Genomic DNA, 22807 nt, shown 5'->3' with positions numbered 1-22807 from the left:
TAAGTTCGATCTGTTACAATAACCTCAAAGAGGTGAAGGCATGCTGGATTCCATCGATAATCATATTTTGCAGAGGCTGTCGCAGAACAGCCGGATTTCATATACCGATCTAGCCAAAGAAGTAGGGTTGTCGGGGGTTGCGGTGAAGGAGCGGATCGACAGGCTTGTGAATCAGGGCATTATCGAGCAGTTCTCGATTGTTATCAACGCGGAAAGACTGGGCAAAAAGATATCCGCCTATCTGGAGCTTGAGGTCGAGCCCGTCCATCTGGACGAGATTCTGGAATCGCTCAAGGCCAACGAGCGCGTGGTTGTTCTTTACGAGATGACCGGTCCCTGCCTGCTTCACGTTCACTATCTGGTGGAGGATATGGACGAAGTGGACCGGTTCATGCACGAGTCGATCTATTCGCTAAAAGGGATACTGCGCGTTGAGAATCAGATTCTGCTCAAGCGCCATAAGAATCAGGACGGCCTTAATATTTAAGCTGCCGTGACAGGAAGAAACGCCGGGTGGCAGCCCGGCGTTTCTTTTTTTCTGAGTAGAATAGGATGATGGCTTAATTGGTTTTGGACAGCTTGGATTGATAGAAGCTTGCGGAATAATCGCTGATGACCGCTGTTCCGCCTGACAGCTGCACGGGAGCGGTCAGCTTAATCTTTTCCCCGTTATAGGTTGCGGTTGTCTGGCCGATCGTCATGGCAAGTGTGTTGCCGTTATAGCTGATCGTTACGGTTTGCGTTGGCGTATTCCAGCGTACCTTGGCGCCAAAGCTTTCAAAGGCGCTTCGCAGTCCTACAGTCTTCTGCTCCGCTTCGCCGAACTGGCCTTTCGTAATGACGGCGTGAACGCCCCAGTTGCCGTCAACGACCTGCGTAATCCCAAAGTCGGTGGAGACTGACATTAGGGAGTAGGCTTCATCCTCCGTCAGATCCATTCCTTTCATCAGAAAATCCTTTGTTTTAAACGCGGCGTCCTTCATGGCCTTGTCGATCGAGGAATTGTTGTAGATATCCTTCTGGGCATTTGCTCCAAGCTCTGCCAGGTAGTTTGCGTAGCTGAAGCCGTGTACGACCCATTCATTCTCGTTCTCAAGGAGCGGGTAGCTGAGATTGTTCAGCTTCTTGTTCAAATCCGCTTTCTTGTGCAAAATCACTTGAATGTCGCCGGTCACGGATGTCTCGATGGCCGTTCCGTTAATTTCCGCATCCCCTTGGCCGGCATGCGGATCGCCAACCTGCAGCAGCGCGCCGGGTACGGATACCGGGTAATACATCGTAGCGCCTTCCGTTACGCGCCAGTCGTCGACATTGCCGCCGAAGTAGGACGGAGGGACGGAGTCAACAACGTCTGCTTCCTTTGGAGCAACGCCCATCGTGCCGAAATGGAGCCTGACCGGAACCTTGACGCCTTCCAGTACGTTGAAGTTCTCTTCGACGGTATCGTGGTCGACAATAACGCCCGGATAATCGATCGTTGGATGCACCTTACCGTCGGGATCGGTCTGCGGCGTCCACTTGAAGCTGTACAGCGCCGTAGCGTAATCGGTAACGCCGTCCGAACTCATCTCATAGATCGTGACGACTTCCCGTTTCTTTGGTTCCTCCGCCATATCTCCGTACAAGTAGCCCCAGTTGGCGGCAGCGTTGACGCCAAAGGTTTTGCCTGCGTATTTCTCGTTCCCGTTCGGCCGGAGCTTCATATCCAGTATTTTCACTTCCAGCACGTCGCCCGGTTCCGCTCCTTCAACCGCGATGGGTCCGGTCATAATATGTACGCCGGGTCCGCGCAGCGCTTCGTTCTTCTCGACATGATCCCAGTGGAAAATATCCTCTACGCCCGCATCGCCTTCAATCATTCTCTCGTAATCATCGCCGGAATGATGGGTAATAGCCTCGACCGTTACGATATCCCCCGAATTCACGGTAAGGACCGGATCCCCTTTCCCGATATTGCCCCAGCGTACATTCTCTGAATTTGCGGTAAGGTAATGCGTCTTGGGCTTCGCGTCAGCATTTGCAACATAAAGAGGCGAGCTAAACACCATCAAAGCAGATAAAGCTGTGCAAACCTTCCATGAAAATCGGTTTCTCATACTCATGTCTCCCTTTTGTTTTCTTTTGTGTAAGTTTTCCTAACATGTTAGTGAGACTGAGTATAGCAGAAGAATATGGGATTAACAATATAAAGTTTTTGTCTTATCTAAGTTTGATAATTTAAGTGGATTGTATTTTTCCGTTTAAAAAGTTAATTGGCAGTCAGCAAGAGGGATAATTCCTGATCGTTATGGCAGTCCGAAATAAAGCACAATAGGTCAGTTCATAGCATGATAAGGGCTTATCAAGCCGCCTCTAGTACCGGATAATTGAAGCAAGAGCATGATACGCAGCAATTCTTAGAGGGGGACTAGCTCATGTCAGTAGGACAAGGAAAAAATCAGCCTTACGAGGCTTATCTGTTTGTGCATTTTACCGGCGAGCATGAGAATGGCGAGCAGGTTTATTTTTCGGTCAGCCGGGACGGACTCCATTGGAATGATCTGAATGACAGCCAGCCGATATTGCAATCCGGCATCGGCGAGAAGGGTGTGCGGGACCCGTTTATTATCCGCTCTCCGCTGGATAACAAGTTTTATATCATTGCGACGGATCTCCGCATTGCGAATAACAAAGGCTGGGATACGGCGCAGCATCGCGGCAGCCGCTCGATTATTGTCTGGGAGTCTCCGGATCTGGTGAACTGGTCGAAGGAGAGAAGCGTGGAGATGGATCTTCCGGATGCGGGCTGCGTCTGGGCGCCGGAGTCGATCTTTGACGAGGAAGCGGGAGAGCATCTGATTTTCTGGGCTTCGATGACCAAGGAAGGAGATCAGGAGCCTAAGCAGATTATTTACAGCTCCCGGACGAAAGACTTTATTTCCTTCACGAAGCCGGAAAAATATATCGAACGCGGCAATCACGTAATCGATACGACGATTATCCGGGAAGGCAGCGCGTATTACCGTTATTCGAAGGACGAGACAACCAAATGCATAACGGTCGAGAGCAGCGATTCCTTATCCGCTTCTTCGTTCAGGGAGCTGCATTCGCCTGTATTGGAAGGACTGTTCGGAGTGGAAGGGCCGGAAGTATTCAAGTTCAACGACCGGAACGAATGGTGCCTGATGGTCGATCAGTATGCCGCCGGCAAGGGGTATCTGCCGCTTGTTACGGAAGACTTGTCCAGCGGACAGTTCCGTATTCTGAATGCGGAAGAGTATAACCTGGGGGCTGCGAAGAAGAGGCATGGATCGTTCCTGAATCTGACCGGAGCCGAATACGAGGCCTTGGCGGCAGTCTGGGGCACGCCCGGACAATAAGAGGGAAGCTTGGCATGGAGCCGTCCGTGCCAAGCTTTTTTATGTTGGAGTTGCCTTTATATTCTTTATCCATTACAATACTGAATAAATGTTCAGTATCGAAAATCGGTAGTTTAAGCGAGGTGAGTCGGGTGTGAACAAGAAGCAGCAGCAAACCGAGCATACAAAGAGAAAGATAGCGGATGCGGCGCGGAATTTGTTCGTGCAGAAGGGCTATAAAGCAACCTCCATCGAAGATATCGTCAAAGCGACAGGCTGCAGCGCCGGCAATATCTATTATCATTTCAAGAGCAAGGAAGGGCTGTTCCTGCATCTTATTGACGATTGGAATACGGAGTGGGAGGAAACTTGGCTGGCGAAGGAGCCGCAGTACAAGACCACCATCGAAAAACTGTACGGCATGGCCGAGCATCTGGCGCATGACCAGCTGAATCATCCGCTTACCAAAGCCGTTGACGAGTTCTTTAACAACGCCGAGAAAAATCCGGAAGTCGAGGAGCGCATTAACGAGATGGTTAAAGGTTATATTGACTTTAATCGGGATTTGCTGCAGCGGGGAATCGATAGCGGCGAATTCCAATCCTCGAATGTGACCGGCCTTGCGATTATATTGGACAGTCTGATGTACGGCCTGAATCAGCACACGCGAAGAATGGAACGGGAGGAAGCTCTGGCGGCTTACCGGCTGGCTATGGACGTGTTTTTGCACGGCATTGCCACACCGGCCCGCTAGGCCTTTTTTTCTGCAATAATCTAGAATGAATATTCAGTATTCGAACAGCTAGGAAATCGGGGGAATCATAAAATGACTTTATTGCTTAAAAATCGGGGTGCGCTGCTTATCCTGATGTTTAATTTGTTGCTAGTGTTCACGGGGATCGGGCTTGTTATCCCGATTATGCCGAAATTTATGGAGACGCTTGGCATTACGGGAGGGATTGTCGGCTTGCTCGTGGCGGCGTTCTCGCTGACGCAGCTCCTATTCTCGCCTCTTGCCGGGCGGTTGTCCGACAAATTCGGCAGGAAGAGGATGATCGTTATCGGCATGCTTGTGTTCGCCGTATCCGAGGCGATGTTCGGATTCGCGGAATCCTCGGTCCTATTATTCGTATCCAGGCTGCTTGGCGGGATTAGCGCCGCTATGATTATGCCGGCCGTTATGGCTTACGCGGCCGATATTACGACGAAGGAAGAGCGGGCTTCGGGCATGGGCTTTATTAATGCGGCCATTACGACCGGCTTTATTATCGGTCCCGGCATTGGCGGTTACATTGCCGAGTTCGGCATTCGGGCGCCGTTTTACGCTGCCGGCGCAGCGGGTGTCCTTGCAGCCGTGATCAATCTGATTATTCTTCCGGAGTCGAAGCCTGCGCAGGAAGACGCGGTTGAGACCGCGGCAGCAGCAGGGAAGGAACAACGCGGCTTTCTCACGCAGCTCCGTTATTCGTATCGCGAGCCGTATTTCCTGGCCTTGATTATCGTTTTTGTCATGTCGTTCGGGCTGGCCAACTTCGAGACGGTATTCGGATTGTTCGTCGATCACAAATTCGGCTATGAGCCGAAGGATATCGCCTTTATTATTACGTTTGGCTCCATTGCCGGCGCGGTCGTTCAGGTTACGATCTTCAGTTGGATTCTGAGGACGTTCGGCGAGCGGAGGGTCATATCCATTTGTCTTCTGTTTGCCGGCTTGTTTATCGCATTGACGCTCTTTGTTCATAAGTTCTGGCTGGTGTTTGCCGTGACGTTTATTATCTTCTTGGCGATCGATATATTGCGCCCGGCAATCAGTACGCAAATGTCGATGGTGGCGAAGGACCAGCAGGGCTACGTGGCGGGTTTGAACTCGGCCTTTACGAGCCTTGGCAATATTGCCGGACCAATTATCGCCGGATTCCTGTTCGATGCGGATATTAATTACCCTTATACGCTTGCTTGCGTCGTTCTGCTTCTATGCTTCGTTTTGACGTTGAGTGAAAGAAAACGCAGCCTGCAGGAAGCCCGGACGTAATCGGGGAGGGCGGCTCTTGGGCAAGTCATTCAAATATAACCAAGCCATCATTGCAAATAAACGACCTCCTTGGCACAATGACGTTAATTGCGTTAGGGAAGAAGGCGTCTTTCATGAAGAGATTGATCAGGATATGGAAGAGTAAAGCATTTATTGTCATTGCGCTTGTTATCGTGCTCGTTTTTCTAAACAATACAACGTATTTCGCCAAACCGCTTGGTGGCGAGCCTTTGCTGCTTGCTCATCGCGGAATGGCGCAGACCTTTACGATGGAAGGCATTCAGAACGATACTTGCACCGCGGAGAGGATCTACGAACCGGAATACCCGTACCTGGAAAATACGATTGCCTCGATGGAAGCCGCTTTCGAAGCCGGTGCGGATATCGTCGAGTTCGACGTGCATATCACGAAGGATGACCAGTTTGCCGTGTTTCATGATTGGACTCTGGATTGCCGTACTAACGCCACGGGCGTTACCCGGGACTATACGATGGAACAGTTAAAGCAGCTCGATATCGGTTACGGCTATACGGCTGACGGCGGAAAAACGTATCCTTTCCGTGGAAAAGGGGTTGGTCAAATGCCTTCGTTAACGGAGGTACTGGAGCATTTTCCGACTCAATCCCTTCTTATTGACGTTAAAAGCAATGATCCCGAGGAAGGAAGGCTACTGGCGCAATATTTGTCTCAGCTTCCGGAACAGAGAAGAAGTGATCTGGCCGTCTATGGAGGAGATGAACCGATTGCCGCTTTGAAGGAAGAGCTCCCGGACATGAGGGTGATGTCGAAGGCCACCCTGAAGAAATGCTTGATCCCTTACCTCGCCGTTGGATGGACAGGGTATGTGCCTTCGGCATGCAGCCATACGGAAGTACATATACCCGAGAAGCTCGCCCCTTTCTTGTGGGGATGGCCGGACAAGTTTTTGGATCGCATGGCCAAAGCGGATAATCGCGTCGTGATCGTTGGCGGCGACGGCAGCGAATTTTCGAGCGGCTTTGACACGGTGGAAGATTTGAACCGCTTGCCTGAGGGATATTCCGGTGTCATCTGGACAAACAGGATTGACCGGATTGCTCCCCGATATAACCGGTAACGGTGGGAGGATGAACAGCTTTGCTCTTTCGTTGAGCAGGGCTGTTTCTTTTTTTGCATAATTCCGATTAATAAGGTTGGAAAAAGGAGAACAAGTTGAGCCCGGCTACATATGCTGATAGCAAGCAACACATTGTGGCAGCACGAGAGGGGCATGCGTACAGATGGGCAGAGAGTTTACAGCGCTGTTTGACGAATGGTCGGAATCTTATGATCGGACGGTTGCCGGGGAAGATGTGGAGTATCGGGAAGTATTCGCGGGATATGACCGCATCCTTGAAGCGGTAGCAGAGAGGGTTAGCGGCACGATTGTGGAGTTTGGGGTAGGCACGGGCAATTTGACGGAGAAATTGCTTAAGCGGAGCGATAAGGTGTACGGCATTGAGCCCTCGGAAGGCATGCGCCGGGAGGTATCCAAGCGCGAACTGCCGATCCGGCTTCTGGACGGCGATTTCCTGGACTTTCCCGAGCTGCCGGAGCGGATGGACGCGATTGTCAGCACCTATGCTTTTCACCATTTGACGGATACGGAGAAGGATCAAGCAATTGCTTTGTATAGCCAATTGCTTGCGCCGGGCGGGCGCGTGGTGTTTGCGGATACGTCCTTTGCGAGCGCGGAAGAGCGTCATCAAATTGAGCAAACTGCCCTTGAAGCGGGCTTTCTAAATTTATATCAGGATTTGCGCACGGAGTATTATACCTCTCTCGATGTCTTGAATAAGCTGTTTACGAATCACGGTTTTACGGTCAGCTTCACCCGGCTCAACCGTTATGTCTGGCTGCTGGAAGCGGTCAAGCTGGCCTGAACTGATTGCACCTCTAGACGGGAACAGCAGAGGAGAGATGCTTGCATGGCTATTTATCGCAATGTCCGTGAGCTGATCGGAAATACGCCTATCGTTGAATTGACTCGTTTTCCGCTACCCGGAGGGGTCCGGTTATTTGCCAAGCTGGAGCTGATGAATCCCGGAGGGAGCGTCAAGGACCGCCTAGGTCTGGCGCTTCTGCGCGATGCGGCAGAGCGGGGCGAGCTGCAGCCCGGAGGAACCATTATCGAACCAACGGCAGGCAATACGGGGATTGGTCTCGCGCTTGCCGCGGTTGGAACGGACTATAAAGTCATATTTGTCGTGCCTGAAAAATTCAGCATCGAAAAGCAGACGCTGATGCGCGCGCTTGGAGCGCAGGTTGTCAATACGCCTACAGAGGACGGAATGCTCGGGGCTATCCGCAAAGCGGAGGAGCTGGTGTCGTCGATTCCGGGAGCGTATTCACCGGCGCAATTCTCGAATCCGGCGAACCCTTTGGCTTATTATGACACGCTTGGTCCGGAGCTGTGGCAGGAGCTGGACGGGAGAGTGGATGTCTTTGTGGCGGGAGCGGGAACGGGCGGAACGTTTATGGGAACGGCGCGGTATTTGAGGGAGAAGAATCCGGTCGTAAAGACGGCAATCGTCGAGCCGGAGGGCTCGATATTGGCTGGCGGCAAGTCCGGACCGCACCGGACCGAAGGCATCGGCGTGGAGAAGCTGGCTCCGTTTATGGATCCTTCCTATTTCGATGCGATTCACACCATTACCGACGATATTGCGTTTGCCCGGGTGAAGGAGCTGGCAAGACTGGAAGGCCTGCTTGTCGGCAGCTCTTCCGGCGCGGCGCTTGAAGCTGCACTCCGGGAAGCGGAGCTTGCGCCATCGGGAAGCCGCATTGTGACGATATTCCCGGACGGAAGCGAGCGTTATCTAAGCAAGCAGATTTACGGGGGATAGAGGAGGCGGCTTGACGTTGAAGCGATTAACGAAGCTGATTCACGGAGGAACGCCGGTTGATCCGCATACCGGCGCCGTTAACGTACCGATCTACCAGACGAGTACGTATAAGCAGGATGATATTGGCGTACACCGCGGTTACGAGTATTCCCGCACGGGCAATCCGACAAGGCATGCACTGGAGGAGCTCATCAAGGAGCTCGAGGGAGGTGCGCGCGGACTGGCGTTCAGCTCTGGCATGGCGGCGATTCATACGGTGTTGTCACGCCTCGACAGCGGGGACCATCTGCTTGTGACCGACGATGTGTACGGCGGGACGTTCCGGATCGTTACCCGGGTGCTGGCGCGCCTTGGCATTGAGGCCACCTTTGTGGACACGGCTGATCTGGATGCATTAGGCGAGGCAGTGCGACCAAACACAAAAGCTTTGCTTGTCGAGACGCCAACCAATCCGCTGCTGAAGCTGACGGATATCGCGGCGGTTTCCGCGTGGACGAAGTCGCGCGGGTTGTTGTTTATTGTAGATAATACGTTTGGCACGCCGTATTGGCAGACGCCGCTTGCGTTAGGCGCGGATGTCGTGGTCCATTCGGCGACCAAATATTTGGGCGGACATAGCGACGTTGTTGCGGGGCTGGTCGTTACGGCGGACGAGAAGCTTGGCGAAGAGCTGCATTATATTCAGAATGCCGTTGGCGGCGTGCTTGGCCCGCATGATTCCTGGCTGCTAATCCGCGGCATGAAGACGCTAGGTCTTCGCATGGAAGCGCATGAGGCCAATGCCCGCGAGATCGCGGCGTTTCTTGCAGAGCATCCGGCTGTCCGGAAGGTCTACTATCCCGGGCTGCCGGACCATCCGCAGCATGAGCTGGCGAAGCGGCAGGCGCTTGGCTTCGGCGGGATGATCTCGTTTGATGTGGGAAGCAACGAGAAAGCAGCCGAGGTGCTGCGGAAGGTCCGGTACTTTACGCTAGCCGAAAGCCTCGGCGCCGTGGAAAGCCTCATCTCCGTTCCGGCCCGGATGACACATGCGTCCATCCCGAAGGAACGGAGAGAGCTGCTTGGCATCACGGACGGTTTGATCCGCATCTCGGTTGGCATCGAGGACCGTGAGGATCTGATCTCTGATCTGGCTCAGAGCCTGGAAGGCTAGTAAAGCCGGTTCCTCTCTGATCGTACCGATCTTGCAAAGCCGCTCGCAGCACGAAATTCCCTCTACATCGACGCAGTGTCTCCAGATCCGACCCCTAACTAACTAGAGTCCCGTCTTATCATTGGTCTTAACGATGCTCGGCATCGTTAAGACCAGTGCAACTGGCCAGCCCGAGCACCTTAACGATGCCGCACATCGTTAAGCGCACCAAAAACAGCGAAAAACCAGCCTCTAGGGCTGTTTCTCGGAACCTTAACGATGCGCCGCATCGTTAAGCCAAGCGCAGCTTGCAAATCCGGGCACCTTAACGATGCCGCACATCGTTAAGCGCATCAAAAACAGTGAAAAACGAGCCCGTGGGGCTGTTTTTCGGAACCTTAACGATGCGGCCGCATCGTTAAGCCCAGCGCAGCTGCTCAATCCGGGCACCTTAACGATGCGGCGCATCGTTAAGTGCATCAAAAACAGCAAGTATATAGAAGAACAGATTTTCGGAAGTATATGATTTAGTTGAGCAGCACCAAACAGAGAAAGACCGCTTCGCGGCCGGGTACAAAATACCCGAAGCGAAGCGGTCTTTTCTTTATTTATACGGAATGGTCACGGTAGACTGCTGGCCGTTGGCGCTGCTCGCATTGACGCGAAGCGAGGATGCCCCGTTGCCAATCGCGCTCCACACCTTAATCGTAATGGTGCCGTTGTTCATGTTCGCGAAGGAGCCGGCAGCCGAGGTTGGTCCGCCGCCTTGCGTATAATCCTCCCAGCCGGTTACGTCATTGGTGGCGAAGTAACCGTAGGTTTCCACCCTCGTCGCGCTTCCGTTGCCATTAAAATCATACGTGACCTGTACCTGAACGCCGTTGCCGACGCTAGTCCCGGAGTCCAGGAACAGGTGGAAGGCGGTTGCTTTGGTTGCGTCGTATGTGCCAGTAATGCCTGTAATGGTATACGTAGTTGGGCTATGCGGATTACCGTCATAGTTTGCTCCGCCCGCACTAGCAATCGTATCGCTTGCTGCCGCCGTTCCTGCCGTAAAGCTTAAGCTGGAACCCGATCTCGCATAAAGCACATTGCTTGAGAGGGATGCCCCCGCAACGGTGTAACTCGCTGCATTGCTGGTTCCGGCAGATGTCGTTACGGTTACATTATAGCTTCCTGCCGCAAGACTTGAAGGAACGGTCGCCGTAATGGAAGTGTTCGACCAGCTTGTTACGGCAGCGGCCGCAGAGCCGAATTTAATAGACGATGTACCCTGCGAAGCTCCGAATCCGCTGCCTGTTACGGTAACCGTGCTTCCCGCTGAACCCGAAGAGGGGCTCAAGCTGGTAATTGACGGTCCGCTAGGCGTAACAACCGTTCCAAGCGAGGAAGCGACCGAGCCGGCAGGCACGCTCAAGGTAGCTCCGTCCGAGAACGTAACCGTAATGGCCGAAGTTCCCGGATTGTATGCGACGTAGTTGCGGGTAGAGCCTTTTTTGAATACGCCGTAGGTCGGCACGTTAGCCGTTACGGAAGTATCCACCTGACCAAGCGCCTGCATGTTATACAGGAAGCTGTACGTGTGCGCTTTGGTCTCGCCGTCCTCCGGCGTGTAGCTCGGATTCGCGTTAAACAGGCTGATCGCACCGTCCGCATCATACAAAGCTTGGTACTCCCAGAATATATCCGGCCACATGTTCCAGGCATTGCCCCCGCGTTCGGAGGCTGTCTGCGCCAGGAAGGCTGCGGAATAGGAAGGCTTGTAGCCAAGATACGCGGAAGCTGCGGTTACCGGCAAAATATTAATGCCGCGGATCGCCTGTACGTCCGCCGAGAACCAGGTTGCATAGACGGACTTGCCGCCCCAGATCATCGAGGAGTAGTTGTGGTTATAGCCGCTTTTGAAGTTGGTTCCATCGATATTAAACCAATATTCGTTTACCGCGTTGACCTCGGTCGTGTACAGGTAGATCCCCGCATCGCGGATAGCCGTATTGCCCGTAGCCTGCCCCCACAGGATCATCGCGGACCAAGCATTAATCGCCTCCGATGACGATTCCTGGTTATTGCCGTCCGCAAATTCGGAGTTGCCCGACGCCCAGGAATGGCCGGCATAAGGATCGAAGTTGCGCATGTAAGGGAAGCTGGTGTCGGAGCGGTCCCAGTTGGCGAAATCTTTGATCAGCATATTCACCATGCCGCCGTAGTTAGCGGTTGAAGCCCAGCTTGGATTGTTGCGGGCCACTTCAGCCGCTGCGCGAACCCAATAGCCGTAATGGAAGTGATGGTCATTCAAGGAATCATTCGAACCATAGCTGGCCGGGTAGCCGATAAGGGTACCCCAATTGCTGTTGTAGTAGAACAGGTTGTTGGATTTTGTCCCCGCAGTCAAATTGCTGCTCAGCGTTGTCTCGAGATAGTTCTCGAAATTCGCAACGGCTGCCGTGTTGCCGGCCTGCTGGGCGATCGGGAGCAGGTTGGCGATCCGGCCCAAATATTTGCCAAGCCAATACGTATCGGTAGCCCCAACAGTATGGTTGGCTTCGGTCCGGACGGACTCGATATAGTTGTTCAAGGTTGCGTTGTTATAGCTGCCAACGGCAGGCAGGTAAGGGAGAATGCCCTGATAAGTAAGCGATGTTGTAAAAGAGGACCCGGCTACCGTCTTCATCGTTCCTCTGACGCTGTCGTAGGTGTACGGGAGCAGCGAGGTTGATGTGTTTTTCCACTGGCTGGGATAAAGCGCCATAATCGTGCCGGTCTGCGTGCCTTCCATAGCTTGCGTTGTGACAGAGTAGGTAGTTGACACCTTGCTGGTCGAAGAGTTGTAGGAGTAGTTCGAAGTTGTATTGGTTACGAAGGAGTAGGCGTATTGCTTATAGGCATTTAGAGTAGCCGCCGTATTGTCCGGAAGAACGGCGACCGAGAAGTAGCTTTTGCCGTTCAACGAGTTGGTAAGCGTAGTGGTTCCAATGCCGGACCAGGTGGAGCCGGTAGGTCCAAATAAACCGTAGTGATGGCCGTTAATCGTTACGCCCAGAACGCTGCTCGAAGCGCTGCCGGACCAGACGGTTGGGGCGGACGGGAAAGTGAGCTTAGGCAGGCCGCCGGCGTATGTACAGTAGATAAACGGCAGGCCGTGTCCGGTTGTAATCCGCATCGTTCCACCGCTGCTGAACAGCATCGATACCGTCCAGTCGGAAAAGGCGTCTACCTTGGCATCCGGGAAGTTCGACTGGGCGGAATGGCCAAGGGTGAAATCGTTGACGTACGCGCCAAACATGGCGTCCGCACTGCCGGATTGCACCGGATAGCCGATGCCAAGCCCGTCTGCTTTCGCCTGAACGGCAAGCGGGTGAGGGAACATCACGTCCGAGTAGGCCTTCCAGGCGAGGGAGCTCCACCAGTCATTGGTTGGCATGGCCCCAGTCACATTAGAGGTTTTGTAGATCGTTGCGGGAGGTCCCGTCTGTCCTGCAGGCAGGCTGTTCGTATAGCTTCCCGCGCCTACCGCGATCGTGGCGGCCGCTGCCGGAGAAGTAAACGAGCCTAGTATAGTAAATGCAAATAATGCGGTTAATACCATCCATTTGGTCCATTGCATATCCTTCTTCATCAAGCTCCTCCTCAAAAAAAGGTCTGTGTGTTCTGCATTCTTCACCGCTGCCATGAATCCGTACCCGACTCCCCGGTCAGGCAGCATCACCTCCCTTCGTAGGTTAAGGACGACAAAAAAAGAAGACCAATTCTCCATAATCCAGTGATTGCGGAACCGTCTTCTGTCGTTTACAGCATGAGATAGATTCTGTGTTTAGATGTCTAAGATGAGGGCAGTACGGAAGTGATTGCGATTGATGTGTGTGCGAAGCGAAACAAAGAGGAGTGTGGTGATGCGATTTTCGAAAAATTTTCGTGATTGCATCTTGATTATGGTCGCGATCCGTTCATTTGTAAAGAGGAAAGTGGGTAATTTTACAAAAATAGGGCTTAGATCCTGATTTATTAACGAAAGTTTTCGTAATATCACAAACACAAAACTATGGTATTTCCGAAAAATGACAGGTATGATAGGATGGATAAAAGAAGAGAAGAAGGGCAGATCTGCCCACGGAAGTGAGAGATTACGGTGAAAATAACGATTAAGACAATCGCCGAGCTGGCGGGGGTATCCGTGTCGACCGTCTCTAAAATCGTAAACAACTACGATGATGTCGGCACCGAAACGAGAGAGCGCGTGCTGCGGATTATGGAGGAGCACGGGTATGCGGCCTCCAATGCGTCGAAGGCTCCGAAACGCAAATCGCAGCTGGTCGGCGTTGTGTACGCGGGTAAAATAAATGCCGAGTTCAATCACCTTTTCTTTGTGGATGTAATCAACGCCTTCAAGAAAAGAATCGGTCTGTTAGGGTACGACCTGCTCTTCTTCTCGAATGAGAGACTGGATGATTCGGAAGGGGACTATTTGTCCCGCTGCCGGCATTATCAGGTGGACGGATGCATTATTATTTCCGGCGACGAGATTGACTCGGGCATCGGAGAGCTCGATCAAAGCGAAATTCCGTGCATCGGAATCGATCTTGAGCTGACCGGCAACCGGTCCGGTTACGTCATGTCGGACAACAGCCATATTTCGAACAGGGCCGTGGAGCACTTTTACCTGCAGGGATACAAGGAATTTGGCTTTATCGGCTGCTCGGGGACAAGCCGGATCTCGCAGTTCCGGGAGCAATCGTACAGGGAGGCCTTGCAGCGTTACGGCTTGCCTGTCACGGAGGCGTTCTTCCGGAACGGGAGCGACTTTTTCGAGCATTCCGGTTATGAGGCGACGCTGGGGATGATTGAAGCGGGGCAAGTTCCGCGCGCGGTATTCGCGGCTTCCGATCTGCTTGCGATTGGGGCGATTCGGGCAATCAGGGAGAAGGGGCTGAACGTCCCGGGGGATGTTGCCGTTATCGGCTGCGACGATATCGAGGCATGCCAATACGTCACTCCTCCGCTGACAACCGTAAGACAGGATAAGGAAAAGATTGGTTTACTGGCGGCTCTAATGCTGTATGACCTGATGAACGGCCAGCTGCAGTCGAGCTCGGTTATGGTTGCGCCGGAGCTGATCGTGCGGCAGAGCTGCGGTGCCGCCGGATCATGAATAAGAGCTGTCTCCAGGTTTCGGTCACGACCGGCCTGGAGACAGCTCTTTTGTTACGGCATATCTTCGAGAGCTTCCATAGAGGTTTTCTTAGCGGCGGCGAAGGGCCGTCGTGTTAATGACGCCGTACCGGAACAGCAGCTTGCTGCCCAGCCAGCCGACGATGCGGTCGGTCAGGAAGCCCATCAGGCCAAGGCTGATCAATCCGACAAAGATCCAGTCTGTACGGAAGTAAAGTCTGGAGTTCCAGATGAGGAAGCCTACGCCTTCGTTCGCGGCAATCATCTCGGCTCCTATGATCGCCATGTACGAGGTACCCATAGCAAGCCGGATACCGGTGAAAATATAAGGCGTGGTGGCGGGAATGACGACATGGAGCAAAATCTGCCATTCGGAAGCGCCCATGCTGCGGGCCGAGCGGATCCGGTCCTCTTCAATAGCGAGAACGCCGGTTAACGTATTAATAATGACGATAAATAGGGTCGCGTACATAATGAGGGCAATCTTCGACTGCTCGCCAATGCCGAACCATACGAGGAACAGCGTAATAAACGCGATAGGAGGGATAAACCGTACAAAGTTCAGGAACGGCTCCGCAAAGACGCGGATGGCGGTTACTTTGCCGATGGTAAGTCCAATCGGAATGGCAAGAAGGCTGCCAAGCGCCCAGCCGGCGAATACCCGGTAGAAGCTGATGCCGATATATTTCATTAATGAACCGTCACTGAGCAGCTCCCGCGCTCCTTGCCAGGTAGCGGCAGGACTCGGAATAATCTCAGGACCATAGATCCATGCGCCAACCTGCCAAACGATGAAGGTGATGACCCACAGCAGCGGAATCGTTACCCATTTCTTTTGCAAAACCTTCACGGGTACATGCCTCCTTCCAGCTCGGCGTCAAAGTGAGACTGGATATGGCGCTGAAGCTCGTTCAGCTCCGGGGAGGCCGGATCGCGCGGATAGCCGAGCGGAACCTGATAGATGCTGGAGATCTTGGCATTAGGTCCGGTAGACATAACGGCGATCCGTTGTCCCAGCAGCAGCGCTTCCTGAATATCGTGGGTGACGAAAATCACCGTCTTGCCCGTTTCCCGCCAAATCTGGCTTAATTCCTTCTGCATGATCCGTCTTGTCATCGCGTCCAAGGCGCCAAACGGTTCATCCATCAGCAGAATCGCCGGATCATTGGCTAATACGCGGGCAAGCTGAACGCGCTGCTTCATGCCGCCGGACAATTCGCGCGGGAATTTGTTCTCATGGCCGTACAACCCGACAAGCCGGATATAGCGGTCCGATATTTCCTTGCGCTGGTCCTTTGGCATCTTTTTCATTTTCAGGCCGAACTCAACGTTTTGCCGGACCGTCAGCCAAGGGAAGAGGGAGGAGTCCGCCTGCTGGAAGACAACCGCTCTTTCCTTGCCGGGCTTGTCGACTTCATCGTTCCCGACGCGCAGGCTGCCTCCGGTTTTGGAGACAAAGCCCGCGATCATATTGAGCAGCGTGGATTTGCCGCAGCCGCTTGGACCCAGAAGAACGAAGAATTCCCCGCCCTTCACGACCAGATCAATATCTTTGATGATGTAATGAACGGAGCCGCCCGAGCCTGGCTTAACCTCCGAGTAACTCTTGTTGAGCCGTTCGATCGTAATCGTATTTGGAGATGGACTCGTATTCAACACCATTTGTCATCTCTCCTTATTTCTTATAGGTGAACTGATCGGGTACCGCCTGCTGCACGCTGTCCAGACTCAGCTTATCGGCGAGGTTGAAGTCGTTCTTAATAATGCCGGCTCCCACCATGTAATTTTTCTGATTCGTAAGGCTGTCGAAGGATTGCTGAGTAAAGCCAACGTTCCAGTTGTTCGTAGCCAAATCCCGGATGGTTGCTTCCTTCGGCTGCTTGGTTTCCGCAAATAGGATGTCGGCTGTTTCGTCCGGATTAGCCGTAATATACTTCGAGGTCTCATCCAAGGCCTTCAGGAAGTTGGCGACCGCCTGCGGATGGTCCTTGATCAAGGAGTTAGGGGCGATAATGGTACCGCCGATCCGTACCGATGTTTTGGACATATCGGTCAGCTCGTGAACGCCTTCAATCGCCTTGAACTTATCGATCAGCGTAGCGCCTATGACCCAGCTGGCGTCGATTTCGCCCTTTTTGAGCGCAACGTAAGCCTCGTCGAAGCCGCCTTGCCCGATCTCCTTCGTATCGGCTACCGCTACGCCGTTATCCTTCAAATAAACATCCCACAAGTAAGGGAGGAACGTGCCGCGAAGGGTGCTTAGCTTTTTGCCCTTTAGATCGGCAGGGGACTGGATTTCATCCCGGACAAACAGCTTCCACTGGGCAGCGGATGCCTCGGTATCCGTACCAGTCGCGGCAATAATCGAGAAGTCGCCTTTGCTTACCGCGTTCAGCGACGGGAAGTCTGCGCCCCAGCCGATATCCGCCTGCTTGATGAACAAGGAATTAATACCCTCCGCAGGCGTAGCGAAGGTAATGATGTCGGCATCAATGCCGTATTTCTCGAGGAAGCCTTTGCTCTTCGCCACGCGGAGCACGGGGTTAGTTGCGGTGTCCGCGATTTTAATCTTAATCGGGTCAGCAGCTGCTTCAGCCTGCTGGCTGTTCGCCGAATTCGCTTCAGCCGCTGCCGGCTTATTATTATCCTTGCCGCCGCATGCGGCAAGGGTGAAGGTAACGGCCAGAACCGTTGCGAGAATACCGAACTTTTTCATCTAACTTCGCCTCAGCTTTCTTCTCCGGATTCGGCCGTGCTTGGGTTTTCTTCGACGGTTGCGACGCAGAAGGCGCCTTCGCCGTACTCTCCGGTGCCTACGACCTCCACAACCGAATCGGTTCCTTTTGCCGCTGCGCCCGGCACCCGGTAGTCGGCAACGTCAAGCGGAACAATCGCTTCTTCAACAGGCTTCTCGAGCTGAGGCACCCACTCGTAAGGGACGCGGTAAGCGCGGTAAACCATGTTGGCGTTAATTTTATTCTTGTAAGGGGAGATGTACTCCCATACCAGTTCATGCTCGCTCGTCACCTCGAAAATCCGGCCGTCGGCGCCTTCGGTAATCAGCGTATTGCCGTTAGGCAGGCGCTGCGCGGAGCTGATGTACGGGCTGTAGAAACGATAGGAATCGAGCGGAGCCATAAAGCCGGCTTCCGTTGGCGTATATTGCCATTCAATCTCGAGAGTGACCGGATTGATCTCGAGAATACGGGAATGATCGCGGACGGCATTTTTGATGCCGTAAGGAGATGCAGGGTTCGGAAGACCGTAGCCGCCCCAGCCGCCGTTATCGAATACAAGCAGATTGCCTTCGCCAGGCAAGCCCTGCGGAATGATATGGGCATGATGCTGACCGATAATCCAGCCCAAATGCTTCACTTCCGGCTTCGAGTAGTCCGGGCCAAGCTGCCAGACGATTTTGCCGGTTTGGCGGTCCGTAATGGCGATAATATTGGATTCTCTCGCATCCCAGATAATGTTGTCCGGGTGGAAGCGCTCGTCGCCGGCATCGTAAAACTTGTTCGGACCTACCCACGACGCGGAGTTGATATGCATCCAGTCGCCGCCCGTATTGCCGCCGAAGTGACGTCCGTTAGGATCGCGGAACAGCACGTTTTTCGCCGCTTCGTCAAAGCCAAGCTCTTCGAAATGATCGCTTACCGCCCATTGCCACAGGATATTGCCTTCCCAGTCCACTTCGAGAATAACGTCGTCAAGCAGCAGTTTATCGGAGATCTCCGGCTTGGTTACGTTGCGGTGAGCAAGAATGAGGGTGCGTCCGCCGTTTGTCTGCGGTTCCTGTCCCGGAGCATAGTAGCCAACCGGATTGCCTTCGCGCTGGTAATCATGATGCGCGCGCGCCATCCACTCCGGCTCGTAGCCCGGATCCTCTATGTATTCGAGGCGGTTGAATTTCCATACGATATTGCCGTTCCAATCCACTTGCACCAGATCGGCTTCATCCTGGAAGCCGTATTTCGGATCGCGTTCCTTCGTGCTGCCTACCACGTAACCGCCCGGCAAAATTTTGTTCGGGAAGCCTCGCAGGCCTTTCCACAAGTGAACCTCTTTGCCGCTCATATCAATCAGCAGGGCGCCAACGTTGGCCGCCTGGAAAATCGTATATCCGCTCCATGCTTTCTCGGGCAAATATACCGTTGCTCCGGTTGGATAAATAGTGGGATGTCCCATGCTCAACACTCCTTAAATGAATTGTGATGGTTAAATTAATAATTCAAAAAATAATTTTGATTGGGTTTGGCGGCCGGCTTATTTTTTGGTTTTTCTTCCGTTTTCTCTTCCGCCTTTTGCTCTTCGTATTCCTTGACCATCGCCATGTAGCGCTCCGAGAAGCCTTCCAGATTGGCATAAATACGCTCGAAAATTTCCTTCTGGCAGGCCAGCTCTTCTTCGTTAAAGCTGCCGAACAGGAGACTTACTCCCCGCTTGCCAAGCTCAGGGTACCGATTTAGCAACTGCCGGCCTTCCTCCGTAATGTCCAGCCATACGTTCCTGCGGTCGCCTTGCAGGCGCTGCCGCTCAGCGAAGCCTTTCGCTTCCAGCTTGTCGCATAGAGCCGTGATTGCACCGGAGGTCAGATCAAGCTGCTCCGCCAGGTCTCCAAGCTTCTGCGCGCCGCCCAGCTGAATGCTCCGGAGAATTAGGAAGCCGGGCAGGGCAATGTCCTCCACGGAGATTTTGTCGCGTTCCTTAACGAATCTGCGGACCATTCTCCTGAACAGCCAATCGTTTTCTTCCATTTGGGTTATGAAGTCTTCCATGTTGTTCTCGCGTTACCTCCTAAAAGAATGTTCACCTAAAGTGCCTGATACAGGGCCACTCGTGATGATTCTTGCTTCGAAAGCATAATCCGAAGAAAACAAAAAAGACCGCAACAGACGTCCCGTGATCGGGTACGTGAGTTGGGCCTTTGGTTATCCAATCGGCTTTATGAAATTAGTTCAACGTTAAAAGAATGAACGTTGAAGGATTATGGATTGATATTAACCCTATAATTCCGACAAGTCAAGTGGTATTTAGAAATAATTTTACGCCTTATGCCTTTCCCTGAATTGAAGCGGGGTCATGCCTTCCTGATCGCGAAAGCATTTGCTGAAATAGCTGGTTTGCGAAAAGCCGGTTTCGAGCGCAATAAGCTTCACCGATAGGGCGGTTGAGGCAAGAAGCTGCTTCGCCCGGAGTATACGTGCTTCGGTCAGAAAGTCGGAGAAGGACTTGCCAAAGGTTTGATTAAATTTCCGGCTGAAATAATGGGCGCTGTACCCGGCAATCGCGGCCGCCTGCTCCAGGGTGAAAGGCTGATTGCAATGGGCGCGCACGTAATTGGCAGCTGCCCGGATTTTGTCCGCGGCTTGATGGACGGACACGTTAAGCTGGCTGGCGGTAGTCTGAATTCTGCTGAGCAGCTCGTACAGCGTAGAAGCAGCCGCGTATTCGTCATCTACTTCGTAGCTTCTGCCAAGCTCAAGGAGTCGCTCCATCAAGGCTTGAGCAGGAGCAAGATCGGGCAAATGAAAGAGCCAAGGCTCATCGAGACCTTTTCCGTCCAAAAACTCCTCCGGCCTTACGCCAAAAAAATGGACCCACCGGATACTCCAGGGCTCCCGGACATCCGAATGATACGTCTGTCTAACGCCGGGGCCGTATAGGAAGCCTTGCCCTTGCGTCAGCTCGTAGGTCATGTTGTCCGTGTGCAGATAACCTTTGCCGGCCAGCACAATGTGCAAGTTGTAATAACGGTCCAGGTTGTTTTCGGTTGTGGCAAATTCACGATTGACGGCATGCTCTGGGAAGTCGCTATAGCCGCCGATGAAGTCGGGAAAGCAGGTGTGACGGGGGAAAATCGGCTTGGGAAGGAAGATATGTTCTTTCATTTTAATCACCTCAGAATAACGCAATATTTTTATACGATAGGTATAATAATAAGATAAAACAGTCATTACCAAAAAAATAGATGACAATATTTTAATATAGTTCGCATCTTTTTGTCATATCCTTCTGCCCGGGCGTCCACTAAAATGGAGGTAGAAGCAAGATACGCTAAGGAGGATGTCGCAATGGCAAAATCGATCCAAATGGACGAGTTAACATTAGGAGTCTGTTATTATCCGGAGCATTGGCCGGAGGGGTTGTGGGAGGATGATTTCCGGCGTATGCGGGAGATGAATATCTCGGTGATCCGGATGGCGGAATTTTCGTGGGCGATGCTCGAGCCGCAGGAAGGGGTGTTTGACTTCAGCTTTTTCACGCGGGTGATGGATCTGGCGCACCGTTTCGGTCTGAGAGTCATACTGGGTACGCCTACCGCAACGCCGCCGGCTTGGCTGACGCATAAATATCCCGAGGTGCTGAATGCAACGAAGGAAGGCGTATTGATCAAACACGGCATGCGCCGCCATTACAATTATTCCAGCGCGAAATACCGGGAGCTTTCCCAGCGAATCGTGCGCAATATGGTGAACGCTTACAAAGACCATCCTGCGGTTATAGGGTGGCAGATCGATAACGAATTTAACTGCGAGAAAAACGTGTTTTATGCCGAAGCCGACCATGCCGCATTCCGGGTATGGCTTAAAGAAAAGTATGGGACGTTGGACAATCTCAATAAAGCTTGGGGTACGGTATTCTGGAGCCAGACTTATACGGATTGGGAGCAGCTGCACCTGTCGCAGACGGATACGCCGAACCCGCATTTGGCATTGGATGAGAAGAGATTCATTTCGGATAACGTCATTTCGTTCGCCAAGCTGCAGGCTGATATTATCCGCGAGCTGGCGCCGCAGCATTGGGTAACGACTAACGGACTGTTCGGCCATCTCGATAATCATAAGATGACGGATGAGCTGCTCGATTTCTTCTCGTATGATTCGTATCCGCAGTTCAGCAGCGTTTTCTATAACGAGAATGAAACCAAGCCGCTGCTCGACCGTCAATGGAGCATTAACCTGACCAACGTCAGGTCCATCTCTCAGAACTTCTGCGTCATGGAGCAGCAGTCCGGCCCCGGCGGCTGGGTTGACCGGATTGAGATGGGAACGCCAAGACCGGGTCAAATCCGCTTATGGTCATATCAATCGGTGCTTCACGGAACCGATCTGCTTGTCTATTTCCGCTGGCGCACGGCAACGTTCGGTACCGAAATTTATTGGCATGGCATCAATGACTACCACAACCAGCCGAACCGGAGAGTCAGGGAAGTGGCTCAAGTAGGCGGCGAGTTCGCGAAGATCGGATCTCTTATTGCAGGGACAACCTATCAAGCGGAAGTAGCTTTTATGCAGGATTACAACAATAACTGGGATGGGGAAATGGATGTATGGCATGGCCCTCTGCAGTGGCAGAGCATGCGTTCCTGGTTCAAGCAGCTGCAATACCGGCATATTCCGGCAGACTCCATTTTCTTGCGTTCCAATACAACTCTCGAGGATTTGGCCAAGTACAAAGTCATCGTCTATCCGCATTCGGCGATTATGACCGATGAGACCGCCGAGCTTCTGACCCGCTATGTGGAGCAGGGCGGCAAGCTGTTCCTGGGTGCCCGTACGGGGTACAAGGATGTGAACGGACAATGCTACATGCGTCCATTCCCGGGTCCGGTTGCCGGACTATGCGGCATTACGGTTGAGGACTTTACGCTTGTCAAAGGTAAAGTGAACGCGGCGGAGCTGCAATGGGAAGGACGATTGTCCGCGGGAACGAAGGCGGTTGGCTTCAACGAGGTGCTTAGCGTTCAGAATCCGGAAGCGGAAGTTGTCGCCCGTTACTCGACCGAATATTATCAAGGGGAGCCGGCTCTAACTCGCCGGAACGTTGGGGAAGGCCAAGTCTGGTACTTAGGGGCTGCTTATAGCGAGACGGTAGTCGACGGAATTTTGGATGAGCTTGGTTTAAGCTCGCCTCTCGCAGACCGGATCTCCGCGCCGGCCGAAGTCGAGATCGGAATTCGCGCTTCGAAGGATGCTTCATACGCCTTCCTGCTGAACTATTCGGATAAGACGGTAACGGTTCAAGTGAAGAAGCGCGTTACGGACCTCCTGACAGGGACAGCACTGGAAACCGATGTAGCGATGCCGGCATACGGCGTTATGGTGTTGGAGCTTTAATGTACTCAGCCCCCGCGGGAATAGTCCTGCGGGGGCTTCTTGCTAGGCAAACAAAAAGCCTGCGGCAATCAGCCGCAGGCAACAATAGAGAATATATAAAGGGGGGTCTTGTCTCTTATTATAGTAGCCGATAATGAAAGGAACCTGAGCGGAA

18 protein-coding genes are annotated in these 22807 nt (G+C 53.0%); 10 read left to right on the top strand and 8 right to left on the bottom strand.

What is annotated here, in order from left to right; translation table 11 throughout:
• The first annotated feature begins 40 nt into the window (after positions 1-40).
• Positions 41-487: an Lrp/AsnC family transcriptional regulator gene (locus tag ACR9FF_RS24795; RefSeq protein WP_127491785.1), complete on the top strand. Its 447-nt coding sequence runs from the start codon at positions 41-43 to the stop codon at positions 485-487.
• Positions 488-560: 73 nt separating this feature from the next.
• Here ACR9FF_RS24795 and ACR9FF_RS24790 read toward each other — a convergent pair whose 3' ends face one another.
• Entirely contained in the window at positions 561-2096 is a 1536-nt protein-coding gene (locus ACR9FF_RS24790) for an acetamidase/formamidase family protein (RefSeq protein ID WP_435165862.1), read from the bottom strand.
• Between the two features lie 318 nt (positions 2097-2414).
• Here ACR9FF_RS24790 and ACR9FF_RS24785 point away from each other — a divergent pair, with 318 nt between their 5' ends.
• The 7 genes from ACR9FF_RS24785 to ACR9FF_RS24755 all read left to right on the top strand — a co-directional run bounded on the left by ACR9FF_RS24785 (position 2415) and on the right by ACR9FF_RS24755 (position 9388).
• Positions 2415-3359: a glycoside hydrolase family 43 protein gene (locus tag ACR9FF_RS24785; protein ID WP_435165859.1), complete on the top strand. Its 945-nt coding sequence runs from the start codon at positions 2415-2417 to the stop codon at positions 3357-3359.
• Between the two features lie 133 nt (positions 3360-3492).
• Positions 3493-4092 (top strand): TetR/AcrR family transcriptional regulator, encoded by a 600-nt coding sequence (locus ACR9FF_RS24780; RefSeq protein WP_127491779.1) that lies wholly within the window; start codon positions 3493-3495, stop codon positions 4090-4092.
• Positions 4093-4164: 72 nt separating this feature from the next.
• Complete coding sequence (locus tag ACR9FF_RS24775) at positions 4165-5370, top strand: MFS transporter (RefSeq protein ID WP_435165855.1); 1206 nt, start codon at positions 4165-4167, stop codon at positions 5368-5370.
• Positions 5371-5483: 113 nt separating this feature from the next.
• Positions 5484-6467, top strand: a complete 984-nt coding sequence (locus ACR9FF_RS24770) for a glycerophosphodiester phosphodiesterase family protein (RefSeq protein ID WP_435165852.1) — start codon at positions 5484-5486, stop codon at positions 6465-6467.
• A 163-nt stretch (positions 6468-6630) separates the two neighbouring features.
• Positions 6631-7272 carry a class I SAM-dependent DNA methyltransferase gene (locus tag ACR9FF_RS24765; protein ID WP_127491762.1) on the top strand — a complete coding sequence of 214 codons (642 nt, stop codon included), beginning with the start codon at positions 6631-6633 and terminating at the stop codon, positions 7270-7272.
• Positions 7273-7317: 45 nt separating this feature from the next.
• The gene (locus tag ACR9FF_RS24760) at positions 7318-8235 is read left to right on the top strand and encodes a PLP-dependent cysteine synthase family protein (RefSeq protein ID WP_435165848.1); all 918 of its coding nucleotides are present in this window, start codon (positions 7318-7320) and stop codon (positions 8233-8235) included.
• 16 nt (positions 8236-8251) lie between these two features.
• Positions 8252-9388, top strand: a complete 1137-nt coding sequence (locus tag ACR9FF_RS24755; RefSeq protein WP_435165845.1) for a bifunctional cystathionine gamma-lyase/homocysteine desulfhydrase — start codon at positions 8252-8254, stop codon at positions 9386-9388.
• Between the two features lie 583 nt (positions 9389-9971).
• On the opposite strand, the gene ACR9FF_RS24750 is transcribed toward ACR9FF_RS24755, so the two are convergent.
• Complete coding sequence (locus tag ACR9FF_RS24750; protein ID WP_435165842.1) at positions 9972-12983, bottom strand: glycosyl hydrolase; 3012 nt, start codon at positions 12981-12983, stop codon at positions 9972-9974.
• A gap of 516 nt (positions 12984-13499) precedes the next feature.
• Here ACR9FF_RS24750 and ACR9FF_RS24745 point away from each other — a divergent pair.
• On the top strand, positions 13500-14513 hold the full coding sequence (locus ACR9FF_RS24745; RefSeq protein WP_435172207.1) for a LacI family DNA-binding transcriptional regulator: 1014 nt from the start codon (positions 13500-13502) through the stop codon (positions 14511-14513).
• Between the two features lie 90 nt (positions 14514-14603).
• Here ACR9FF_RS24745 and ACR9FF_RS24740 read toward each other — a convergent pair whose 3' ends face one another.
• From ACR9FF_RS24740 to ACR9FF_RS24715, 6 genes are all read right to left on the bottom strand, one after another.
• On the bottom strand, positions 14604-15383 hold the full coding sequence (locus tag ACR9FF_RS24740; protein WP_127491742.1) for an ABC transporter permease: 780 nt from the start codon (positions 15381-15383) through the stop codon (positions 14604-14606).
• The gene (locus ACR9FF_RS24735) at positions 15380-16195 is read right to left on the bottom strand and encodes an ABC transporter ATP-binding protein (protein WP_127491740.1); all 816 of its coding nucleotides are present in this window, start codon (positions 16193-16195) and stop codon (positions 15380-15382) included. Before ACR9FF_RS24735 ends, ACR9FF_RS24740 begins: the two co-directional genes overlap by 4 nt.
• A 13-nt stretch (positions 16196-16208) precedes the next feature.
• On the bottom strand, positions 16209-17249 hold the full coding sequence (locus ACR9FF_RS24730; protein ID WP_317979682.1) for an ABC transporter substrate-binding protein: 1041 nt from the start codon (positions 17247-17249) through the stop codon (positions 16209-16211).
• A gap of 11 nt (positions 17250-17260) precedes the next feature.
• Positions 17261-18721 (bottom strand): aryl-sulfate sulfotransferase, encoded by a 1461-nt coding sequence (locus ACR9FF_RS24725; protein ID WP_127491736.1) that lies wholly within the window; start codon positions 18719-18721, stop codon positions 17261-17263.
• Positions 18722-18756: 35 nt separating this feature from the next.
• Positions 18757-19311 (bottom strand): MarR family winged helix-turn-helix transcriptional regulator, encoded by a 555-nt coding sequence (locus tag ACR9FF_RS24720; protein ID WP_435165837.1) that lies wholly within the window; start codon positions 19309-19311, stop codon positions 18757-18759.
• A gap of 267 nt (positions 19312-19578) precedes the next feature.
• On the bottom strand, positions 19579-20424 hold the full coding sequence (locus ACR9FF_RS24715) for a helix-turn-helix domain-containing protein (RefSeq protein WP_435165834.1): 846 nt from the start codon (positions 20422-20424) through the stop codon (positions 19579-19581).
• A 183-nt stretch (positions 20425-20607) separates the two neighbouring features.
• Between ACR9FF_RS24715 and ACR9FF_RS24710 the strand changes: the two genes are divergently transcribed.
• Positions 20608-22653, top strand: coding sequence for a beta-galactosidase (locus ACR9FF_RS24710; protein WP_435165831.1), 2046 nt, complete (start codon positions 20608-20610; stop codon positions 22651-22653).
• The last annotated feature ends 154 nt before the right edge of the window (positions 22654-22807 follow it).

This window comes from Paenibacillus glycanilyticus, assembly GCF_051200795.1.
Taxonomy (GTDB): domain Bacteria; phylum Bacillota; class Bacilli; order Paenibacillales; family Paenibacillaceae; genus Pristimantibacillus; species Pristimantibacillus glycanilyticus.
The sequence above is the reverse complement of the archived record's forward strand: the minus strand, read 5'-3'. Positions and strand labels throughout refer to the sequence as shown.

Bases quoted from the DNA above. Each gene is read 5' to 3' on its own strand.
- ACR9FF_RS24770 (WP_435165852.1), top strand. From the start codon at position 5,484: ATGAAGAGATTGATCAGGATATGGAAGAGTAAAGCATTTATTGTCATT.
- ACR9FF_RS24795 (WP_127491785.1), top strand. From the start codon at position 41: ATGCTGGATTCCATCGATAATCATATTTTGCAGAGGCTGTCGCAGAAC.
- ACR9FF_RS24775 (WP_435165855.1), top strand. From the start codon at position 4,165: ATGACTTTATTGCTTAAAAATCGGGGTGCGCTGCTTATCCTGATGTTT.
- ACR9FF_RS24730 (WP_317979682.1), bottom strand. From the start codon at position 17,249: ATGAAAAAGTTCGGTATTCTCGCAACGGTTCTGGCCGTTACCTTCACC.
- ACR9FF_RS24715 (WP_435165834.1), bottom strand. From the start codon at position 20,424: ATGAAAGAACATATCTTCCTTCCCAAGCCGATTTTCCCCCGTCACACC.
- ACR9FF_RS24720 (WP_435165837.1), bottom strand. From the start codon at position 19,311: ATGGAAGACTTCATAACCCAAATGGAAGAAAACGATTGGCTGTTCAGG.
- ACR9FF_RS24725 (WP_127491736.1), bottom strand. From the start codon at position 18,721: ATGGGACATCCCACTATTTATCCAACCGGAGCAACGGTATATTTGCCC.
- ACR9FF_RS24710 (WP_435165831.1), top strand. From the start codon at position 20,608: ATGGCAAAATCGATCCAAATGGACGAGTTAACATTAGGAGTCTGTTAT.
- ACR9FF_RS24790 (WP_435165862.1), bottom strand. From the start codon at position 2,096: ATGAGAAACCGATTTTCATGGAAGGTTTGCACAGCTTTATCTGCTTTG.
- ACR9FF_RS24750 (WP_435165842.1), bottom strand. From the start codon at position 12,983: ATGAAGAAGGATATGCAATGGACCAAATGGATGGTATTAACCGCATTA.
- ACR9FF_RS24735 (WP_127491740.1), bottom strand. From the start codon at position 16,195: ATGGTGTTGAATACGAGTCCATCTCCAAATACGATTACGATCGAACGG.
- ACR9FF_RS24765 (WP_127491762.1), top strand. From the start codon at position 6,631: ATGGGCAGAGAGTTTACAGCGCTGTTTGACGAATGGTCGGAATCTTAT.
- ACR9FF_RS24785 (WP_435165859.1), top strand. From the start codon at position 2,415: ATGTCAGTAGGACAAGGAAAAAATCAGCCTTACGAGGCTTATCTGTTT.
- ACR9FF_RS24760 (WP_435165848.1), top strand. From the start codon at position 7,318: ATGGCTATTTATCGCAATGTCCGTGAGCTGATCGGAAATACGCCTATC.